The sequence below is a fragment of the Rhodococcus sp. NPDC056960 genome (genome assembly GCF_042674125.1).
In the GTDB taxonomy this organism is placed as follows: Bacteria; Actinomycetota; Actinomycetes; order Mycobacteriales; family Mycobacteriaceae; genus Rhodococcus_F.
On the sequence record NZ_JBHURF010000035.1, the window covers coordinates 1 to 16,419 of the forward strand.

Consider the following 16,419-nt stretch of genomic DNA (forward strand, 5'->3'; position numbering starts at 1 on the left):
AGCGAGTCGATGCGCTGACTGGCCGCGGTCACCGCGGCCGTCTTCGCCGCGTTCATCAGCTCGTGGCGGACCGTCTTGCCGAGCTTGGCGACCTCCGGTGAGTCCGCGAGCAGCTTGCGGCCCTCGTTGAGAAGACCCAACGATCCGCCGGAGGATAATTGTCTGGACGCCCCACCGGCGGCCAGCATCAACGCCAACTTCATCTTCTTCGTGCGGCCCAGCATGTATCCCGCACCGACGGCCAACGCCATCTGGCCCTTGCTTGTCATCGCCCAACCCCTTCGTCGAGTGAAAGTGGTGCACCTCGGCGCCGGCGGCGGTCTGTGATCGGATCGTGCTCGGTGGGGGCGCATTCCGCCGACTACCCCACGTCGGTGATGCTCAATCGTCCACCGAACACATTCCCCAGCCTCCAGTCACCGATGGACAATTCGGTGCGGGCACCCGCGGAGAAACGATCCAACCGGTCGGGCTGCTCCGGGTGCGGGGCACCAGCGCGGACCCGCGGTAGTCCTCGACATGACACGAACCACCCCTGGGCACGGTCGGGCACCGAGAGTCCCGGTGCGGAGGCGCCCTCGGCCACTGGCTGGACTCCGGGCCCGAGACGTCCCGCAGGGCGGGATAGCAAGGCCCCTAGCTGTACGCCTGCGACGACATTCCGCCGCCCCGCCCCGCACACTCCACCTGGTACGCGGGCCGGCGCCCGCAAGAGGGTCACGGGCTCGGCGGGAAGCCGGCGTAACCCGCCCAGATCCGGGTACCCGCCAACTACGCTGCCCCGCGGCGCAACACGGACCGCGGCAGCGAGTTCCGCTCCGGCGTTCGAACCCCTTCGCCGCGGCGGGGCGCCTCGCGGCGCACGGACCGAGGCCGAGTGCTCGCCCGCCCCTCCTCGGCCGCGCGCGGCCCACCTACATTCGGCGACCTGACGGCATGGGGGCGCGGCGACACCGCTCCGTTCTTCGTCACCGCCACTGACAATGGAGGTCACCCGAAGTAGGCGCAGCAACCCGTCAAGTGTGTCGTGGCCGTGAACTCGCGACGTCCCAATCCCGCAACGACAGGTGGCGGCGGATGGACTACGTGTTCAGTTCAGGGCGCTGCCGGCCTGCCACTGATCCCACGGCACGGACCAGTCGCCGTTCTGCCACAACTCGAGCGGAGCACCACCGGTGCCGCGGACCTCGACGACGTCGCCGGGGACGGAGAAATCGTAGAACCAGCGGGCGTTGTCGGGACTGAGATTCAGGCACCCGTGGGAAACGTTGGTATTACCCTGCGCCCAGATGGTGTCGGCAAGCTCATGCAGATAGATCCCGTCGGTACTGATCCTGGTGGCGTAGTTGATCTTCTCCTTGTACCCCAGGCGCGAGTTCACCGGCAGACCGTAGGTCGACGAATCCATGACCACCGGGTTGGCCTTGTCCAGGACGGTGTAGACGCCGGGCTGCGTCCAGAACGTGATCGTCTTCCCGTTGACGACCTCGCTGCCACCCTGCCCCATCGAGGTCGGCATGGTGCGCACCACCTGACCGTTGTCGCTGACGGTGACCTGTTTGGTGGCGTCGTCGGCGACGGAGATGTGCGCGTCGCCGATCGTGAACGAGGTGGTGGCGTCCTCCTGCCCGAACAGCCCACCGCCGAGATCGAGTCCGTAGATGTTGGCGCGCACGGTGACCCGAGTGCCCGGAGCCCAGTAGTTCTGCGGTCGCCAGTGCACGTTCTGATCGTCTACCCAATACCAGGAACCCCGGACAGGGGGTGAGGTGTCGACGACCAGCGCCTTCTCGGCGGCCGCCTGGTCGGGTATCGGCTCGTCGAAGTGGGTGACGATGACGATTCCGACGCCGAAGGTGCCGCCGTCGACGAGCAGATTGCCGCCGGTGGTCACGAATGCCGGTTTCGTCTGGTTGCCGGGGGCAACGGTGGAGAAGGTGCCGGTCCGTTCGCTTCGGGCACCCTGCTCACCCACCGCGACGGCGGCGAGGGTGTAGGTCTTGCCGTAACCCAGCGGTTGCCCGGGTTTCCAGGACACCCGGTCCGGGGTGAAGATCCCGTCGATCACCCGGCCCTCGTCGTTGGTCAAGGTGACCGATTCCAGGGTGCCGCCATCGGTGGTCACGGTGACCGGGTCGAGCGGGTTCACCGCGGTCGCACCATCTCCCGGGGTGAACAGGATCGGCGGGCCCACCGGCGGTGCCACCGACGTAGGGGTTGCCGGTTGTTCGGCGGCCTGCCCGCAGGCCACCACTGGTACGGCGAACAGCACGAGGGCGATGATCAGGGCGTGAAGGTGACGCGGTGGCACGGGCATATGTCTCTGGTACCCGCCTCCGGTGGTGCGAACACACGAGGTTGCCGCGCTGGTGCGGCGGTGGTCACTGAGACACCGCGCATGGCCGTGCGCACGCAGTCGGAGAACCGAGGTACGTTTTGGATCGATCCAGTCAATATCCGCAGATCAGGCGGTACCCCGCTTCGAAGTGCATCGAAAATGCCCTGAAATGTGCAAATAGAGGTTGGATCGATCCAGCAACATGCGGTATGGTCTGTATCGCAGCTCACATCAGCGACCAGAAAGGGACCGGGAACATGGGCCGAGTCACTCTGACCGACGTCAGCCGACACGCCGGCGTGTCCCGCTCGACCGCGTCCCTGGTTCTCAACGAGAGCCCGAGCGTCGCCCCCGACACCACCCGCCGCGTGCGTGAGGCGATGAAGGCCCTCGGGTACGTCTACAACCGGCACGCGGCGATGCTGCGCAACCAGCGGTCGATGACCCTAGGCCTGGTGGTCACCGAGGTGCAGAACCCGTATTTCGCCGAACTCGCGATGACCCTCGAGGACGTCGCCGACCGGAGCAACTACGCCGTGTTCATCGGCTACAGCCGCGACGACCCGGCACGTCAGCGGCGGTTGCTGGACCGGTTCGTCGAGCGCAGCATCGACGGCCTGATCCTGCTCCCCGCGGGGGACACGCAGGCCGCCGAGATCGACGACCTGCTCGCCTCGAGCGGCATCCCGCTCGTCCTGCTCGCTCGGCACTTCAACCTCAGCCACGACTACGTCGGCGCCGACAACATCGAGGCCGGACGCCTGCTCGGCAGGCACCTGCGAACAATGGGAGTGCGGACCGTCGCGATGGTCGGCGGACCCCAGCACACCTCGGCCCGGCGGGAACGCGAGGACGGCTTCCTCGAGGCGATGACCGGGTCCGAGATGAGCATGTTCCCCACCGACGGCCTCTACGGTGAGGCCACCCCGGACGGCGGCGCCGAGGCCACCCGTCGGCTCCTCGACCGCGGCGACATTCCCGACGCGATCGTCGCCTACAGCGACATCGTCGCCGTCGGGGTCTACGCCGAACTCACCCGCCGCGGGCTCGAACCCGGCCGCGACATCGCCGTCGGCGGTTTCGACGACATCGCCGGATCGGCTCACCGCACCCCGCCGCTCACCACCGTCGCCACCTTCCCCACCAAGATCGGGGAGAGCTGCGGCGAATTGATCCTCGATCGCATCAACCAGTCGCTGGCCGCGAGCGGCGAAGGTCAGGCCGCACCGCACAGCCACCAGCTCGTCGCACCCGCACTGCGGGTGCGCGCCTCCACCGCCGCCTGGCGACCCCGCCAGTAGCGGCCGCACGCCCCCGACACCGCAGTCTTGCACCCGTGCCGATTAAGTAAGCGCTTACAAGGAGTTGTTACCCGATGCACATCCCCCGCGTACTCACCGCCCGCCAGGCCGCTGACCTCGTCGCCGACGGCGACATCGTCACCGTCAGCTCGTCCTCGGGGCTGGGCTGTCCCGACGCGGTGCTCGCCGGCCTCGGACAGCGGTACGAGGAAACCCGGTCTCCGCAGAACCTGACGAGTGTGCACCCGATCGCCGCCGGCGACATGTGGGGCATCGCGGGCATCGATCACATCGCCCGGCCCGGGCTGCTGTCGCGGGTGGTGGCCGGGTCCTACCCGTCCGGCCCCTCGTCGGCGGAGCCGCCGCGGATCTGGCAGATGATCGAGAACAACGAGGTCGAGGCCTACAACTTCCCGTCCGGCGTGCTGTACCAGTTGCACCGTGCGGCCGCCGCCAAGCAGCCCGGGGTGCTCTCGAAGGTCGGCCTGGACACCTTCGTCGACCCGCGGATCGGCGCCGGCCGGATGAACACCATCACCCCGGACGCCTTCGTCCGCGTCCACGAACTCGACGGCCAGGAATGGTTGTTCTATGACGCCCTCGTCCCGAACGTGGCGATCATCCGCGCCACCACCGCCGACACCCACGGCAACCTGACGTTCGAGGAGGAGGCGTCGCCGCTCGGCGCCCTCGACCTCGCGTATGCCGCCCACAACAACGGCGGCGTCGTCATCGCCCAGGTCAAATACCTCGCCGAGGGCGGCAGCCTGAACCCGCAGGCGGTGCAGGTGCCGGGCATCCTCGTCGACGCCCTCGTACTGGCCCCGGACCAGCTGCAGACCACCCAGACCCAGTACGACCCGGCGATCTCCGGCGAATTGCGCCGCCCGCTGAGCACTCTCGAACCGGTGCCGTTCACGCTCGAGAAGATCATGGCCCGGCGCGCCGCGGCCGAGTTGCAATCCGGGGAGATCGCCAACCTCGGCTTCGGGGTGTCCGCGCTGGTGCCGCACGTCCTCGTCGAGGAGGGCCTGGCGAACGCGGTGTCCTGGGTGATCGAGCAGGGCCCGGTCGGTGGAGTCCCGTTGCTGGACTTCGTGTTCGGGGTCGCCCAGAACCCGGATGCGATCATGCAGAGCTCGGACCAGTTCACCCTGCTCCAGGGCGGCGGCTTCGAGCACGCACTGCTGTCGTTCCTCGAGATCGACCGGCACGGCAACGTCAACGTGCACAGTCTGCCCAAGCGCCGGCACGTCACCGCGGGGATCGGCGGCTTCGCCGACATCACGTCCTCGGCCCCGTCGATCGTGTTCGTCGGATCCTTCACCGCCGGACGCCGCGACATCGGCATCGAGGACGGCGCCCTGCAGATCCGCGCCGACGGCCCGCACACCAAATTCGTCGACGAGGTCGACTCCCCCACCTTCTCGGGAAGACGCGCCCTCGCCACCGGGCAGAAGGTCCTCTACGTCACCGAACGGGCCGTGCTCGAACTGCGTCCGGGAGGGTTGACCGTCATCGAGATCGCCCCGGGTGCCGATCTGCGACGCGACGTACTCGACAGGTCGGAGTTCGAACTGCTCGTCGACCCGAACCTGAAAACCATGGCGGCCGAACTGTTCTCCCCTCAGCTGCAGAACCTGACCCTGCCCACCCTGCCCGCACACCCGCGGATGCAGGCCGTGCAGCACTGACCACCCCTCTCCCGACCGAGGACCACCACATGAACTCCACCGAAGTGCGCACCGACACCGGCCGGATCGCCGTCAACTACTCCCACGAGGGCCGGGTGGCGACCGTGCTGATCGACCGCCCCCGCAAGCTCAACGCCCTCAGCCTCGAACTGCTCGACGACCTCTACACCGAACTCCGGGCGATCGAGCACTCCGACGCCCAGGTGGTGCTGCTGCGCACCGCCGGGGAGAAGGCGTTCTGCGTGGGCGCCGACATCACCCAGTTCGCACACTTCACCCCGGCACAGATGTGGAAACGGTGGATCGCCGAAGGACACCGCGTCTTCAATTTCCTCGCCGGACTGCGCCAACCCACCATCGCGGTCGTCGACGGCATCGCCGTCGGCGGCGGCCTCGAACTCGCGCTGGCATGCGACCTGCGGATCGGCGCCGACACGGCGCGGCTGGGACTGCCGGAGACGAGCCTGGGCACCATCCCCGGCTGGGGCGGCACCGAGCGACTGACCGACACGATCGGCACATCCCGCGCCAAGGAACTCATCTTCACCCGCCGTCAGCTCGACGCCGACACCGCCCTGAGCTGGGGCCTGTTGAACGCGGTGAGCGACCGCGACGGCCTCGACTCCGCGACCGACCAGTTCGTCGACCGCATCCTCGAAGGAGCCCCGGCCGCGGTGCAGGTGAGCAAGCAACTCGTCGACGCGGCCGCCGCCGGCGCCCCCTCCGCCGTCCTCGAAGCCCTGGGCAGCGGATTCACCGCCGCCACCCACGATTTCGCGGTCGGGGTCACCGCCTTCCAGAACAAGACCCCGGCAACGTTCACCGACTCCTGACCGCCACACCCCTTTTCGCACACCCCGGACCCCCTCGATCCCCGTTCCCCTCTACGGATTGGCAGATCCATGACCCTCGATCCCCACCCCGCGGTCGACAACGACACCGACATCCCGGTGGTCACCACGAAAGACCTCCGCAAAGCCGCGTGGGGCGCCTCCGCCGGCAGCGCCCTCGAGTACTACGACTTCGCGCTCTACAGCCTGGCGTCCGCGCTGGTGTTCGGACCGCTGTTCTTCCCCAGCAGCAACGCCGCGACCGGGCTGGTTCTGAGCTTCGCGACGTACTTCATCGGTTTCGCGGTTCGCCCCCTCGGCGGGGTGTTCTTCGGCCGACTCGGGGACCGGTTGGGCCGCAAGTTCGTGCTGATGGCCACCATCATCCTGATGGGCGCGGCCAGCACCTGCATCGGCCTGCTGCCGACCTACCACGGCAGCGACGGCGACTGGTACTCCTCCGGTGTCGGCATGCTCGCCCCGATCCTGCTGATCATCCTGCGTATCTGTCAGGGCCTGGGCGCGGGTGCGGAGATGGCCGGCGCCTCGATCCTGATGACCGAATACTCCCCGAAGAACAAACGCGGCTTCTACGCCTCGCTGCCGTTCCTCGGCGTGCAGGTCGGCACCGTCATCGCCGCGCTGGTGTACTTCCTGGTCTACCGCGGGCACAGCGAGATCACCGACACCTGGCTCTGGCGGGTGCCGTTCCTCGCCAGCGTGGTGATCCTCGCCGTCGCGATGTATCTGCGGGTCAACCTCAAGGAATCTCCGACGTTCGAGAAGCTCGAGGCCAAGGACCAGATCGACCAGCGGCCGCTGCACAACCTGCTGAAGAACTCGCGCCCCTCCCTGCTGCGCGGCATCGGACTTCGGTTGGCCGAGAACGGTTCCTCCTCGATGTACCAGGCCCTGGCCATCGCGTACGTCACCAGCGCCGCGGTCGGGATCAAGGGCCCCATCGGCGCCCTGTCACTGGTCTTCGCCGCTTCCCTCGGGTCGATCGTGATCCCGATCGCCGGCAAGCTCTCCGACCGGTTCGGCCGGGTCAAGACCTACCGCGCCTTCGCCTACTTCCAGCTGGTCTCCGCGTTCCCGATCTGGTGGGCACTGAGCCAGGGCAGCGTGGTGCTCACCATCGTCGTCATCTCCCTGGCGCTGGGCATCGGCACCTGGGGCATGTTCGGTTCGCAGAGCGCCTTCCTCAGCGAGTTGTTCGGGTCCCGGCAGCGCTACCTCGGAGTCTCCGTCGCCCGCGAGGTCTCCGCGGTGCTCTCCGGCGGCATCGCACCGCTGATCGGTGCCTGGATCATCGCGATGGTCGTCGCCGCCGACGGCGGCAAGGACGTCCCCGGCGCGGGCCTCGGCGCGTGGGTGTTCATCGCCGGATACCTGTGCATCCTGACGCTCATCACCGTCGGCACCACCTACATCACCCCCGATCCGATCAACCGGGACCTCGACGACCCCCGCGACGCCGTCACCGCGGCCCGCAGCTGACAGGACACTCGAAACACCGCAGTACCGAACACAATCGATGCCGGCCACGGACAGCACCGCTGCCCGTGGCCGGCCCACGAAGTTCCGGCCCCGATAGACTGTAAACGCTTCCATTTTGGTGGGGGCTCCCCCTGGGGCAGGGTTGCAACATGACGAGCGATGCCGAGGAACCCATGGCCCATCCCACTCCCGGACAGGGCCCCCGTCGGCCGACGATCACCACCGTTGCGAAGGCGGCGGGGGTGTCGATCGCCACGGTGTCCCGGGTGATGAGCGGAAGCTCCGCGGTGACACCGGATTTGGCTGCCCGGGTGCACAAGGTCGCCGAGGAGCTGTCGTATCGGCCCAGCAGCGCCGCCCGCGGTCTGGTGCTCGGGTCGTTGCGGAACGTCGGGGTGATCCTGCCCGATCTGGCCAACGCGTATTTCTTCGACGTGGTCAAGCAGATGCACCACGGTGCCCACGCCGACGGATACCGGATGCTGATCGCCGACTACTCCGGCGACGCCGGCGACGAGTACGCCACCGCTCTCGACCTGCTCGGCCAGGTCGACGGGCTGCTGCTGCTGTCCTCCCGCATTCCGGTGGCCGGGTTGAAGGAACTGGCACGACAATCGACTCCGGTGGTGCTGGTCAACCGGATCGAACTCGGCGTCGACCTCCCGATGGTCGCGATCGACAATTTCACCCCGATGATGGAGCTGTGCGGGCACCTGGCGAAGCTCGGCCACCGCCGCGTCGTCTACGTCGCCGGGTCGGAGCTGTCGTGGCAGAACCGGGAACGCTGGCGCGGCATCGAGATGGCCAAGGTGCTGGGGATCGAGGCGGTCAAGGTCGCCTCGGACGGCACCATCGAGGGCAGCTATGCCGCTGTCGAGGAGGCGCTCACCCACGAGCCGACCGCGTTGATCTGCTTCAACGACCTGGCCGCGCTGGGAGCGATCTCGAAGCTGCGCGAGCTGGGGGTGCGGGTGCCGGAGGACATCTCGGTCACCGGCTTCGACGACATCGCCATCGCCCGGCACATCGATCCGCGGCTGACGACGGTGGTGAGCCCGAAGACCCAGCTCGGCGAGCGGGGGTGGGCGTTGATGCACGCGGCATTGCAGCACGAATCCGGTGCGCCGCTGCCACTCCTTCCTGCCGACCTGGTCGTGCGCGGTTCGACGGGGCCGGTAACCACTTCGGCCTGACCCCGTCTCCCACGGGCATCTCAGATCCGGGTGAGCCCCGACGCGGCGGCGTGCAGGGCCGACGCCGGCCCCTCGGCCCACCAACGGTCGCTGAGGATTTCGACCTCCACGAGCCCGCGGTAGCCGGCGTCCGTGCAGTCGGCGACGAACCCGGTCATGTCGATGCAGCCTTCGCCGGGCATGCCGCGGCTGCTGAGTTCACCCTGAATCGGGGTGATCCAATCGGCGAGCTGCACGGAGAAGAGTGTGTCGCCCGCCCGGGCGATCTCCTCACGCATGCGGGCGTCCCACCACACGTGATACGAGTCGAGGGCGATCCCGACGAGATCGGAATCGATGGCCTCGACGAGATCGTTCGCCTCGCCGAGTGAGGTGATCACCGACCGGCTCGACGCCATCATCGGGTGGAACGGCTCGACCGCGAGCCGCACCCCCGCCGCCCGGGCGTAGGGCTCGAGTTCGGCGATGCCGTCGTGGACCTGCTGCCTCGCGCCGGCCAGATCGCCGTGGGCGGCGCCGCAGACCAGCACGAGGCACTCGGCGCCGAGGGCGTGGGCCTGATCGACCGCCACCCGGTTGTCGGCCAGGGCTTCTCGACGTAGCCGGGCAGTGGGCTGCGGAAACATCCCGCCCCGGCACACGCTGCTCACGCGCAGCCCCGACTGCCGCAGTCGGGTTGCTGCGGCCGTCAGGTCGAGATCCTCGAGGACGTCCCGCCACAGGCCGACGCCGCCGAAACCCCACCGCTCGGCGAGATCGGCCACCTCACCGAAACGAGAACCCTTGACGGTGACGGAGTTCAGACTGCACTGCGCGAGGTCCATGTCAGCGGATTCCGTGCACGGCGAAGTACGCCGAGGCGCGGGCGGCGGTGAACTCGGGATCGGCGAACAGGCCGATCCCATCGGCGGCGCGGACCAGCTCGGCCAAATGGGTGAGGCTGCGGCCGGTCTCGAATCCGCCGATCATCCGGAAATGCTCCTGCTTGCCGTTCAGGTACGCCAGCCACGCGACACCGACCTTGTAGAACTGCGTCGGGGCGGCGAACAGCAGCCGGCTCAGGGTTTCGGTGGGGCCCAGGATGTTCCGGAACCCCTGCTCGTCACCGTCGTCCAACCGCGCGAAGGCGGCGGAGGCGAACGGGCCGAGCGCGGCGAACGCACCGAGCAGGGCGTCGCTGGTGTGGGTGCCGTCGCCGGCGATCAGATCGACGTAGTTGTAGTCGTCGCCGGTGAACACCCGCACCCCGGCGGGCATCCGGTTGCGCAGGGCGATCTCGAGCGCCGGGTCGAGCAGGGACACCTTGATCCCGCGCACCCGTTCGCGATGGACGGTAATGATCTGCAGGACGGTGTCCATGGCCGCGGTCGGATCCGCGGACCCCCAATATCCCTCGAGCGTGGGATCGAACACCGAACCGAGCCAATGTAAGACCACCGGGCGGGTGGCCGCCGACAGCACCGCGTCGTAGACGGACACGTAGTCGTCCGGGCCGGTCGCGGCGCGGGCCAGGTGCCGGCTGGCCATGAGCACCACCTCACCGCCCGCGGATTCGATCGCCTCGACCTGTTCGAGGTAGGCGTCGCGGATCTCCTCCAGCGAGGGGGCGTCGGTCTTCAGCTGATCGGTGGCCACGCCCACGACCACCTTGCCGCCGACCGCCTTCGCGTCGGTGAGGGTGCGCACGGCGAGTTCCCGCGCACCGGCCCAGCCGAGCCCCATGCCGCGCTGGGCGGTGTCCATCGACTCGGCCACCCCGAGCCCGAGCGACCACAGGTCGTGGCGCAGTCGCAGGGTCGCGTCCCAGTCGATCTGGTCCGCGGCATTCTCCGCCGATGCCCGCAGCGGATCGGCGACCACGTGCGACGCCGCGTACACCGCCCGGCTGGTCGGCGGGGCGGACCGGGTGTCGAGCGCGGCGGGAGCGCCGAGCATGAGGGTGCCGGTGAATCCATCGGTGGTGGGAAGGACGATCGAGACCATGAAAACTCCTGAAATCGCTTTCTTGCTGAAGTGATGACAACCATATACTGTGATGAACAACAAGGTCCAGACCGAATCCGACCTTCGTTTCCACCCTGAAAACAATTTCTCGCGCGCACAGGACCCCGGTAGCGGACTCGGCGCGCACCATCGAAGGGAGCCACATCGTGGGCGCAACACCGCAGATCACCGGGTCGAGAACGCTGGAGGGGAAGGCGGCGATCGTCACCGGTGCGGCCGGCGGAATCGGTTCCGCCATCGCCCGGGTCCTGGCGTCGCAGGGCGCCGTGGTGGTCGGCGTCGACGCCGACCCGAAGATCACCGAGGTCATGAACCGGATCGGCGGGCACGGGTTGTGCGGGGACCTGACCGACGGCGAGTTCAGCGCCCGCGCCGTCGACCTCGCCCAGCAGGTGGCCGGGCGCCTCGACATTCTGATCAACGCCGCCGGAATCCAATTGCGGACCGCGGCGATCGATGTCGAGGAGGACGGCTGGCAGCGTCTGGTCGATGTGAACCTCTCGGCGGTGTACCGGTTGACGCGGCAGGCGATGAAGTCGCTGATCGCCGCCCGGGGCAGCGTGGTCAACATCGCCTCCCTGTCCGCCGACCGCGCCGTTCCGGGCATCGTCCCCTACGGTGCGACGAAGGCCGCGCTGACCCAGCTCGGTAAGGGCCTGGCCGTCGAACTCGGACCGCAGGGCGTGCGTGTGAACACCATCGCGCCGGGCTACATCGAAACCCCGATGACCGCGGAGGTCCTCGGCCAGGACGAGTTCCGGGCCCAGAAGCTGAGCCGGATCCCGTTGCAGCGGTTCGCCGACGGGGACGACGTCGCCGACGTGGTGCTCTTCCTGGTCTCCGACGCCGCCCGCTACGTCACCGGCGTCGTGCTCCCTGTCGACGGCGGGTACTCGATCACATGAGCGCGGTCGAGTCAGTCCCCGCGGTCACGCTGAACAACGCAGTCCGTATGCCCGCCATCGGGTTCGGGGTTTTCCGGATTCCCGACGACATCATGGACGCCACCGTGCAGGAGGCACTGGCGGCCGGGTACCGCGCGTTCGACACCGCACCGATGTACGGCAACGAAGAACCACTCGGCCGAGCACTGGCCGACTCCGGCATCGACCGCGCCGACCTCTTCGTGACCACCAAGGTGTCCAACGAGGACCAGGGATACCAGTCGACCCTCGGCGCCGTCGAAGCGAGCATCGGCCGCCTCGGCATGGACCACCTCGACTTGTGTCTCATCCACTGGCCCGCCCCCGGCCGCGGAACCTATCTGGAGACCTGGCGCGCACTCGAACAACTCCACTCCGCGGGCCGGATCCGGGCGATCGGGGTGTCGAATTTTCAGGCCGACCACCTGCACCGCCTGCTCGAGGTCGCCGATGTGGTACCAGCGGTCAACCAGATCGAACTGCACCCACTGCTCACCCAGCAGTCGATGCTGAACCTGCACCATGATCTGGGCATCCACACTCAGGCGTGGGCACCACTCGCACGCGGCCGCCTCCAGGACGAACCGGTCCTTGTCGCGCTCGCGCAACGGCACGGCGTGTCGATCGCCCAGATCGTGTTGCGGTGGCATCTGCAGCGCGGCACCACTCCCCTGCCGAAATCGTCTTCACCGGAACGGATCCACTCGAACATCGACGTGTTCGGCTTCGAGCTCGACACCGCCGAGATGGGCCAGATCACCGCTATGAACCGGGACGAGCGAACAGGGCCACACCCCGATGACGTCCACTAGATCCCGCCTCGCAGCTCGCCCGCCCCACCAGGAACGCTGCGGGTGACCCACACCGTCACCATGCCCCTTCGACCCAGGACTCATTGCATGAGCACTCGCAGCACGACCGTTCCCACCCCCGACCGCACCGGGGCCTTCGTCCGCCGTCGCGTCCCCTGCGGGCACCGCACCGGCCAGTGGGCCCAAATCCTCGCCACGACAGCGACCGGAGCACGCGCACACTTCCTGGTGATCTACCCCGACGGTGAAACCGACATGCTGCCAGTCGAAGCCACCGGCCAGCATTACCAATTCGGACCGGCCCCCACCTCCTGGAACCGGTGAGCCCGAGCCGTCACCGACGCGTGCACTGCGGGCCAGAGGCCCGGCGAAGGTTATGATTAGTCATGGCGATGGATCTCCGCCGAGACACCCACCAGGTGTCTGAACCGCCCCACCCCGGGGCTGATGGCTCCTTTCCGACACGGAAGGAGTCTGCCTAGTGCCCGGCCACCTCGATCCGAATCCGACCTTGCCGGTCGACCCGGACACCGCGCCCCCCATTCCCGACCCGTTACGCGTGCGCCCGGCTGCGATCGCTACGGTCGCCGTCGGCGGGATGCTCGGTGTGCTGGTTCCGCAGACGACCGGGCAGTGGCCGGTCACGACGTTCGTGATCAACGTGGTCGGGGCGCCGGCGCTCGGGTACGTCCACGAATCTCTGACCCGACTCGGCCCCGACACCGCCTGGCGGCAACACGTCCGCCTCGGGGTCGGGACCGGGTTCTTGGGGGCGTTCACCACCTACAGCACTCTTGCGGTCGATACCGTTGTGCTCGCACGAGATGGCCGCCCGTGGTTGGCGGCAACCTATGTGGGCGCCTCGGTGTTGGTCGGGTTGGTGGCCACCACCGTCGGGATCGCTGTCGGCGCCCGCGTTCCCGGTCGGCAGGAGGCGCGTCGATGACTGTGGTCTGGATCGCGTGCGCCGGCAGCGCCGGGGCCGTCGCTCGGTTCGTCGTGGACGGGGCCATTCGGCACAGGCGGGCCTCGGAGTTCCCCTGGGCGACTGGGATCATCAATGTCTCCGGGTCCTTGCTGCTGGGGTTTCTCGTCGGCATGGTGCTCTTCCATACGGCGCCGCACGAGTGGCAGGTCATTGCCGGTGTCGGCTTCTGCGGCGGATACACCACCTTCAGCACCGCCAGCTTCGAGACGGTGCGGCTGATTCAACGCCAACGATATTGGGCCGGTGTGGCCAATGCGGTCGGTACGGCGGCGTCGACCCTGGCTGCCGCCGCAGCCGGTCTCGGCCTCGCGAGTCTGTGAGGAGGACCGATGTCCAGACACGAACGGCCTAGCCGCGAGGCGCTGCGGGACTGGCGTACACCGCTGCGGGTGGACGGGCCCGCCGGGGCCGTGACACCGACCTGCCATCTGGTGGTCGGATTCGACCGATTCCGGTCCAGCCACGGGGCACTCGAGTTCGCGATCGGGCTCGCCGGGCCGCTCAACGCCCATCTACACGTCGCCCACATCGTCGACACCGACGATCTACCCATCGAACCCGATCGCGACGACTGGGAACAACGCATTGCCGACACCGTCGAGCGCGAACGCGCCGAAGCCTGCGCCATGCTCACCGAACTGCCCGGCAACTGGACGTATTACGCCCACGAAGGCGACCCAGCGCACCTACTCACCACGATCGCCGAGGTCAACGACGCACTGATGATCATCATCGGCGCCTCCCGCGGTGGATTCGTGTCCGCACTCGAACGCATGCTCGGCGAATCGGTGTCCTCCCACCTGCTCCACCACAGCCATCGCCCGGTCCTCCTGGTTCCGAAACGGTAACCGAGCCAGCGACTTCGACCGCACACCCACACCCGCACCCGCCGGGGCGGAGGAACGTGTTCGGCTGCCCCCGATATCGACCTACCGGATTTCGTGTCGCCAGATCAACGCTGTGTCGCTGCGTTCCTCCACCCACACGAGCAATGACACCGAATCGCATTGAGGTGAATTTGACGGGTTTTGCGCCTTGATTGAGGCACGAGTCACAGCAAGACTAGCTGCATGAGTACGAGCAGTCCCCCACCGAGGCGGCACGATCGATCCTGGACCCTCGCGCCTGCCGACTTGGGCCGCGAGTCCGCTCAGGTCGTCGGTCGCCACGACGATCGCTAGCCGCTACCACGCAAACCCCTTCACTCTGCTTTCTCATTCGGAACGGCTCGCCCGTTCCGAGTGCGAGCTTCTCAGTCCGATTCGGCACGGAACGTCGCTGGGAGCGACACGTGTATTCGATTCGGCACCAGGTCTTTTCCCACTGTTGTTCTGCCATGCCGTCTTGCCGCTTCCGCGGTGGGCGGCGAACGAGTCCCGATATGGAGTCTGACATGGATATGTTGCTTGCCGGTCAGTGGCGCGGCGCTGCTGACAGCGCCACAGAGATCGTCCGCTCGCCGTTCGACGGTCATGCGGTCGACTCGGTGCCGGTGGCCACCGCCGCCGATGCCGCGGCGGCCCTCGATCGGGCCGAGATCGGCGCCCAGGTCCAGCGCGCCCTCCCGGCGCACGAGCGCGTGGCGATCTTGATGCGCGCCGCCGACCTGGCCGATCAGCGTGCCGAGGACATCGCACAGACCATCAGCGCGGAAACCGGCAAGCCGATCAGCGAGGCGCGTGGTGAGGCAGGCCGGTCCGGCTCCATCATTCGGCTGGCGGCGTTCGAGGGCAGCCAACTCTACGGTTCGACGCTGCCGCTGGACGCGAACCCCGGAACCGGTCTCGAGAAGATCGGCTTCACCCTCCGCCAGCCCTGCGGCATAGTCGTGGCGATCACCCCGTTCAACTACCCGGCACTGCTGGTGCTGCACAAGATCGCTCCGGCGCTGGCCGCCGGTAATGCGGTGGTACTCAAGCCCGCTCGCACGACTCCGCTGACGGCGTTGAAGCTGGCCGAGTGCTTCGTCGACGCGGGCCTGGCCCCCGAGGCACTGTCGGTGCTGACCGGACCGGGCTCTGCACTCGGCGACATCCTGGTCACCGATCCCCGAGTGCGGAAGGTGTCCTTCACCGGCTCCACTGCGACCGGCACCCGGCTGGCGTCCATCGCCGGAATCAAGAAGCTGTCCCTCGAGTTGGGGGCGTCCTGCCCGGTGATCGTCCTCCCCGACGCCGACATCGAGCTCGCCGCCTCGGCCGTCGCGGCCGGCGGATACATCAACGCCGGACAGGTCTGCATCAGCGTGCAGCGGGTGATCGTCGATCAACGAGTGGAAGCGGACTTCCTCGACGCCCTGGTCCCGAAGGTCGAGGACATCCTCGTCGGCGACCCCGCCAAGGACGACACCAGGCTCGGCTCGCTCATCTCCGAAACCGAAGCCACCCGGGTGCATTCGGCGATCGCCGAGGCTGCGCTCGGTGGCGCGAAGGTCCTCACCGGCGGTGACCGGGACGGTGCCGTCGTGACTCCCACGGTCGTAGCCGGAGTGGACCCCGCCTCTCCGTTCAGCCGGGACGAACTGTTCGGCCCCGCCGTGGCCGTCTCCTCCGCACCGGACATCGAGTCCGCGATCGCTCTGGCCAACGACAACGACTACGGCCTCGGCGCCGGCATCTTCACCTCCGACATCTCGGCCACCACCCGGGCGATGCGGCAGATCGACGCCGGCAACATCCACATCAACTGGACTCCGCTCTGGCGCGCCGACCTGATGCCCTACGGCGGGCTCAAGGGCAGCGGCATCGGCAAGGAAGGCGTCCGCTCCGCTGTCGAGGAAATGACCGAGGAGAAGACCATCGTCCTCCACGGCCGGCCTTGGTAGCAGATCTGCTCA

The 16,419-nt window shown here is 68.0% G+C and carries 15 protein-coding genes, 1 pseudogene and 1 riboswitch; of the genes and pseudogenes, 12 read left to right on the plus strand and 4 right to left on the minus strand.

What is annotated here, in order from left to right:
• Positions 1–269 (minus strand): annotated as a pseudogene (locus tag ACFTWF_RS38265) (hypothetical protein); the annotation flags it as partial.
• Positions 270–1,090: 821 nt separating this feature from the next.
• A complete protein-coding gene (locus ACFTWF_RS38270; RefSeq protein ID WP_378466284.1) occupies positions 1,091–2,317 on the minus strand; it encodes an Ig-like domain-containing protein in 1,227 nt (408 codons plus the stop codon).
• A gap of 278 nt (positions 2,318–2,595) precedes the next feature.
• Between ACFTWF_RS38270 and ACFTWF_RS38275 the strand changes: the two genes are divergently transcribed.
• The 5 genes from ACFTWF_RS38275 to ACFTWF_RS38295 all read left to right on the plus strand — a co-directional run bounded on the left by ACFTWF_RS38275 (position 2,596) and on the right by ACFTWF_RS38295 (position 8,856).
• Complete coding sequence (locus ACFTWF_RS38275; protein WP_378466285.1) at positions 2,596–3,639, plus strand: LacI family DNA-binding transcriptional regulator; 1,044 nt, start codon at positions 2,596–2,598, stop codon at positions 3,637–3,639.
• Between the two features lie 74 nt (positions 3,640–3,713).
• A complete protein-coding gene (locus ACFTWF_RS38280; protein WP_378466286.1) occupies positions 3,714–5,333 on the plus strand; it encodes an acyl CoA:acetate/3-ketoacid CoA transferase in 1,620 nt (539 codons plus the stop codon).
• 29 nt (positions 5,334–5,362) lie between these two features.
• Positions 5,363–6,166 (plus strand): enoyl-CoA hydratase/isomerase family protein, encoded by an 804-nt coding sequence (locus ACFTWF_RS38285; protein ID WP_378466287.1) that lies wholly within the window; start codon positions 5,363–5,365, stop codon positions 6,164–6,166.
• Between the two features lie 69 nt (positions 6,167–6,235).
• Positions 6,236–7,663: an MFS transporter gene (locus ACFTWF_RS38290; RefSeq protein ID WP_378466288.1), complete on the plus strand. Its 1,428-nt coding sequence runs from the start codon at positions 6,236–6,238 to the stop codon at positions 7,661–7,663.
• 149 nt (positions 7,664–7,812) lie between these two features.
• Positions 7,813–8,856: a LacI family DNA-binding transcriptional regulator gene (locus ACFTWF_RS38295; RefSeq protein WP_378466289.1), complete on the plus strand. Its 1,044-nt coding sequence runs from the start codon at positions 7,813–7,815 to the stop codon at positions 8,854–8,856.
• Between the two features lie 20 nt (positions 8,857–8,876).
• Here ACFTWF_RS38295 and ACFTWF_RS38300 read toward each other — a convergent pair whose 3' ends face one another.
• Entirely contained in the window at positions 8,877–9,680 is an 804-nt protein-coding gene (locus ACFTWF_RS38300) for a sugar phosphate isomerase/epimerase family protein (RefSeq protein ID WP_378466290.1), read from the minus strand.
• 1 nt (position 9,681) lies between these two features.
• Positions 9,682–10,839 (minus strand): dihydrodipicolinate synthase family protein, encoded by a 1,158-nt coding sequence (locus ACFTWF_RS38305; RefSeq protein WP_378466291.1) that lies wholly within the window; start codon positions 10,837–10,839, stop codon positions 9,682–9,684.
• A 167-nt stretch (positions 10,840–11,006) separates the two neighbouring features.
• Here ACFTWF_RS38305 and ACFTWF_RS38310 point away from each other — a divergent pair, with 167 nt between their 5' ends.
• The 7 genes from ACFTWF_RS38310 (at position 11,007) to ACFTWF_RS38340 (ending at position 16,407) form a co-directional block, all read left to right on the plus strand.
• A complete protein-coding gene (locus tag ACFTWF_RS38310) occupies positions 11,007–11,765 on the plus strand; it encodes an SDR family NAD(P)-dependent oxidoreductase (protein WP_378466292.1) in 759 nt (252 codons plus the stop codon).
• Positions 11,762–12,595: an aldo/keto reductase gene (locus ACFTWF_RS38315; RefSeq protein ID WP_378466293.1), complete on the plus strand. Its 834-nt coding sequence runs from the start codon at positions 11,762–11,764 to the stop codon at positions 12,593–12,595. The genes ACFTWF_RS38310 and ACFTWF_RS38315 overlap by 4 nt, the downstream gene beginning before the upstream one ends.
• Before the next feature lie 87 nt (positions 12,596–12,682).
• Positions 12,683–12,919, plus strand: coding sequence for a hypothetical protein (locus tag ACFTWF_RS38320; protein WP_378466294.1), 237 nt, complete (start codon positions 12,683–12,685; stop codon positions 12,917–12,919).
• Positions 12,920–12,974: 55 nt separating this feature from the next.
• Positions 12,975–13,059, plus strand: a riboswitch (Fluoride riboswitch).
• A 17-nt stretch (positions 13,060–13,076) separates the two neighbouring features.
• Complete coding sequence (locus ACFTWF_RS38325) at positions 13,077–13,541, plus strand: fluoride efflux transporter FluC (protein WP_378466295.1); 465 nt, start codon at positions 13,077–13,079, stop codon at positions 13,539–13,541.
• A complete protein-coding gene (gene crcB, locus ACFTWF_RS38330) occupies positions 13,538–13,903 on the plus strand; it encodes a fluoride efflux transporter CrcB (RefSeq protein ID WP_378466296.1) in 366 nt (121 codons plus the stop codon). Before ACFTWF_RS38325 ends, crcB begins: the two co-directional genes overlap by 4 nt.
• Positions 13,904–13,912: 9 nt before the next feature.
• Positions 13,913–14,431 carry a universal stress protein gene (locus ACFTWF_RS38335; RefSeq protein ID WP_378466297.1) on the plus strand — a complete coding sequence of 173 codons (519 nt, stop codon included), beginning with the start codon at positions 13,913–13,915 and terminating at the stop codon, positions 14,429–14,431.
• A 545-nt stretch (positions 14,432–14,976) separates the two neighbouring features.
• Positions 14,977–16,407, plus strand: coding sequence for an aldehyde dehydrogenase family protein (locus ACFTWF_RS38340; protein WP_378466298.1), 1,431 nt, complete (start codon positions 14,977–14,979; stop codon positions 16,405–16,407).
• Positions 16,408–16,419: the final 12 nt, after the last annotated feature.

What these genes read in the sequence shown, in the direction of transcription:
- ACFTWF_RS38270 (WP_378466284.1), bottom strand. Translation starts at nt 2,317, where the DNA reads ATGCCCGTGCCACCGCGTCACCTTCACGCCCTGATCATCGCCCTCGTG.
- ACFTWF_RS38275 (WP_378466285.1), top strand. Translation starts at nt 2,596, where the DNA reads ATGGGCCGAGTCACTCTGACCGACGTCAGCCGACACGCCGGCGTGTCC.
- ACFTWF_RS38280 (WP_378466286.1), top strand. Translation starts at nt 3,714, where the DNA reads ATGCACATCCCCCGCGTACTCACCGCCCGCCAGGCCGCTGACCTCGTC.
- ACFTWF_RS38285 (WP_378466287.1), top strand. Translation starts at nt 5,363, where the DNA reads ATGAACTCCACCGAAGTGCGCACCGACACCGGCCGGATCGCCGTCAAC.
- ACFTWF_RS38290 (WP_378466288.1), top strand. Translation starts at nt 6,236, where the DNA reads ATGACCCTCGATCCCCACCCCGCGGTCGACAACGACACCGACATCCCG.
- ACFTWF_RS38295 (WP_378466289.1), top strand. Translation starts at nt 7,813, where the DNA reads ATGACGAGCGATGCCGAGGAACCCATGGCCCATCCCACTCCCGGACAG.
- ACFTWF_RS38300 (WP_378466290.1), bottom strand. Translation starts at nt 9,680, where the DNA reads ATGGACCTCGCGCAGTGCAGTCTGAACTCCGTCACCGTCAAGGGTTCT.
- ACFTWF_RS38305 (WP_378466291.1), bottom strand. Translation starts at nt 10,839, where the DNA reads ATGGTCTCGATCGTCCTTCCCACCACCGATGGATTCACCGGCACCCTC.
- ACFTWF_RS38315 (WP_378466293.1), top strand. Translation starts at nt 11,762, where the DNA reads ATGAGCGCGGTCGAGTCAGTCCCCGCGGTCACGCTGAACAACGCAGTC.
- ACFTWF_RS38320 (WP_378466294.1), top strand. Translation starts at nt 12,683, where the DNA reads ATGAGCACTCGCAGCACGACCGTTCCCACCCCCGACCGCACCGGGGCC.
- crcB (WP_378466296.1), top strand. Translation starts at nt 13,538, where the DNA reads ATGACTGTGGTCTGGATCGCGTGCGCCGGCAGCGCCGGGGCCGTCGCT.
- ACFTWF_RS38335 (WP_378466297.1), top strand. Translation starts at nt 13,913, where the DNA reads ATGTCCAGACACGAACGGCCTAGCCGCGAGGCGCTGCGGGACTGGCGT.
- ACFTWF_RS38340 (WP_378466298.1), top strand. Translation starts at nt 14,977, where the DNA reads ATGGATATGTTGCTTGCCGGTCAGTGGCGCGGCGCTGCTGACAGCGCC.